Here is a 3,265-nt window from a genome sequence, read left to right on the forward strand (position 1 = left end):
ACCGCGCCGAGCGTCCAGGACAGCGCGTCGAGCGGCGCCGCGCCCGCGCCGCCGCCCACCGCCACGTTCAGTTCGATGACCGCGATCACGATAGCGACCGTCACCAGGTCGCTCACGCGGATATCCAGCGGCCAGGCCTTCTGGTCCACGACATCACGGTACGCGGCCGGCTCAGCCCGCGGAAAGCCGCGATCCCCGCGCGAAAATTTCTGCAGAAGTCGTAAACCGGATAGGGGTGTCCTACGTCTCATAGGTGAGGCTCAGTGAAAGCGGGACACTGAGCCTCACATTTTTTTGCCTACCGGGGCCGCGCGGGCCATGATGGTGAGCCGATGAGCCTCGATGACATCGACGCGCGGATCATCACCGCGCTGATCAAGGACGCCCGGGCCAGCTACGCGGTGATCGGGAATGAGGTCGGGCTGTCCGCGCCCGCCGTCAAGCGGCGGGTGGACCGGCTGCGGGCTTCCGGCGCGATCACCGGGTTCTCCGCGCGCGTGGACCCGGCCGCGCTCGGCTGGACCACCGAGGCGTACGTCGAGCTGTTCTGCAGCGGGCGGACCACGCCCGACGTGATCGCCGCGGCGGTCCGGGGCTACCCGGAGGTGGCGGACGCCTGCACGGTGACCGGCGAGGCAGACGCGCTGGTGCACATCAGGGCCGCCGACGTCAGGCACTTCGAGCAGGTGATGGAGCGGATCGGCGCGGAGCCGTTCGTGGTGCGCACCAGAAGCGTCATCGTGCTGTCGAGGCTGATCGAACGAGCCGATTCGTTCGCCCCTTCTGAACACGCGTAACACGCTAAGGTCGCACCATGTCCGATGTTGATAATGACCTGAGCGCGGACACCGCGCGGTTCCAGGCGTTCGCGCAGCGGCAGGATGACGACCCTCCCGCTCCTTGGCACATGCGGGTTCCCGGTTCCAAGATCGGGCTCCTCGCGGGCATCGTGGTCGGCGTGGCCGTGCTCGCCGCGATCGTCGCCGCGGTGCTCATCGGCTGAGCCCCCTAGTCCCTGCGGAGTAGCCGGCGGGCTGGCGAGACGGCCGCGCCCGTTCGGGATAATCGAGAACGTGAACCAGCCGGATGGGGAACGCGAGCGGCTGACCGCACTCGGCGGACTGGCCGCTCTTTCACTGGACGCGCTGTCGAGCGTCGCCTACGGGCCGGAAGCCATCCTCGTCGTGCTGGTCACGGCCGGAGTGTCGGCGCTCAAGTACAGCCTGCCGATCACCGGCGCGATCGTCATCCTGCTCGCCGCGCTGGTGACCTCCTACCGGCAGGTCATCGAGGCCTTCCCTAACGGGGGCGGCGCGTACGCCGTCTCCAAGCGGCATCTCGGGAAGGTGCCGTCCCTCGTCGCGGCGGCCTCCCTGATCGTCGACTACATCCTGAACGCCGCGGTCGGCGTGTCCGCCGGCGTCGAGGCGCTGACCGCCGCGTTCCCCGCGCTGTACGGCGCCCGGGTATGGCTCTGCCTGCTGGTGCTCGCCCTGATCACCGCGTCGAACATGTGGGGCGTCGTGGAGTCGGCGCGCATCTTCATGGTGCCCACGCTCGCGTTCATCGCCGCGATGGCCGTGGTGATCATCGGCGGCCTGGTCCGGTCGCAGCCGGACGTGGCGCTGTCGCACGCGATGCCGTCGATCACCGATTCTGTCGGCGTACTGCTGATCTTGAAGGCGTTCGCGTCGGGATGTTCGGCGCTGACGGGCGTGGAAGCGATCGCCAACTCGGTGCCGCAGTTCCGCAAGCCGCGGGCGAAGCGGGCGCAGCACACCGAGGTGTGGCTTGGCGTCCTGCTCGGCGTGATGCTGCTCGGCCTCGGCGAGCTGATCCGCCGCTGGGACGTGGTGCCGCAGTCGGGGACGACGGTGCTCGCGCAGCTCACCGAGGGCGCGGTCGGGCACAACGCGCTCTACTACGTCATCCAGCTGATCACGCTGGTGCTGCTCGCGCTCGCCGCGAACACGTCGTTCGGCGGCCTGCCGGTGCTCGCCGGGCTGCTGGCGCATGACAACTTCCTGCCGCACGTGTTCGGGCTGCGCGCCGACCGCCGGGTGTACCGCTACGGCATCGGGGTGCTGGCGGTGGCCGCGGCGCTGCTGCTCGTCGCCTCCCGCGGTGACACGCAGGCGCTGGTACCGCTGTTCGCGGTCGGGGTGTTCGTCGGCTTCACGCTGTCCCAGGTCGGGATGGTGCGGCACTGGCGTGAGCAGCGGTCCAGTGGCTGGGTCTACCGCGCCTGGATCAACGGCGTCGGGGCGGTGCTGACCTTCGCTGCCACCGTGATCGAGCTGGGCAGCAAGTTCCTCGCCGGGGCGTGGCTGGTCGCGATCGTCATCCCGCTGCTGGTGCTGCTGTTCCTCGCGGTGGGCCGGGCGTACGAGCGGATCGGCGTGCAGCTCGGGATAGGCCAGGTGCCGCCGCCGCCCGTGAAGATGCCCGTGCTTGTGGTCGTGCCGGTCATGGGCCTGTCCCGGCTGACCGCGGAAGGCATCTCGGCGGCGCTGTCGCTCGGCGACGACGTGGTCGCGGTGACCGTGGTGTACACGGACTCAGATGATGACTCTGACTCCGAGACCGGCGCTCAGGCGCCCGACGCGTCATTCCGCGAGCAGTGGCAGGCGTGGCGGCCCGAGGTGCCGCTGATCACGCTGCGGTCCGTGCACCGGTCGCTGGCCAAGCCGATCGTTCACTACCTGCGCCGGCTCGAGGCGGAGGACACGTACCACCGGCTGGTCGTGCTGATTCCCGAAGTGCAGCCGACCGGTCCCCTGCAATGGCTGCTGCACAACCAGCGGGGCATCATCCTGGACCGTGCGATCCGCCGGGGCACCGCGAACGTGGTGCTCTGCCGGCTGCGCTACCGGCTGGAGACGCTCGCCGCCGACCCGGCCGGCGCCGCTGACGCGGCCAGCGGACGGTAACGCGGGACACGCGCCGGCGTGCGGATGGCAAAATATTAGGACATGGGCTACTTCGCGGGGATCGGACGGTGACGACGCCAGCGCGCTCCCAGTTGCCGGTGGCCGTGGTCACTGGCGGCAACCGCGGCGTAGGACTCGAGATCTGCCGGCAGCTCGCGATGGCCGGCTACGCGGTGGTGCTCGGCTCCAGGGACCCGCGCAAGGCAGGGCTCGCGGCCAAGGAGATCGACCCGGAAGGCGAGCGGATCACGCCGTGCCACATCGAGGTCGACAACTCGGTCAACATCGAGCAGCTCACGGGATGGGTCAAGGAGCGATACGGCCGGGTCGACACG

The 3,265-nt window shown here is 69.6% G+C and carries 4 protein-coding genes; all 4 read left to right on the top strand.

The genetic code is table 11. The features are described 5' to 3' along the window. Positions 1-332 precede the first annotated feature (332 nt). The gene (locus WA805_RS26775) at positions 333-797 is read left to right on the top strand and encodes an Lrp/AsnC family transcriptional regulator (protein WP_422277101.1); all 465 of its coding nucleotides are present in this window, start codon (positions 333-335) and stop codon (positions 795-797) included. Between the two features lie 17 nt (positions 798-814). After that, on the top strand, positions 815-1,003 hold the full coding sequence (locus WA805_RS26780) for a hypothetical protein (RefSeq protein WP_422277099.1): 189 nt from the start codon (positions 815-817) through the stop codon (positions 1,001-1,003). A 70-nt stretch (positions 1,004-1,073) separates the two neighbouring features. Then, positions 1,074-2,930 (top strand): APC family permease, encoded by a 1,857-nt coding sequence (locus WA805_RS26785; protein WP_424559738.1) that lies wholly within the window; start codon positions 1,074-1,076, stop codon positions 2,928-2,930. A gap of 68 nt (positions 2,931-2,998) precedes the next feature. Next, positions 2,999-3,265 (top strand): SDR family NAD(P)-dependent oxidoreductase (locus tag WA805_RS26790; protein WP_425243730.1); only part of this gene is annotated, 267 nt, incomplete at its 3' end.

It is taken from the genome of Trebonia sp., from assembly GCF_049794275.1.
In the GTDB taxonomy this organism is placed as follows: Bacteria; Actinomycetota; Actinomycetes; order Streptosporangiales; family Streptosporangiaceae; genus Trebonia.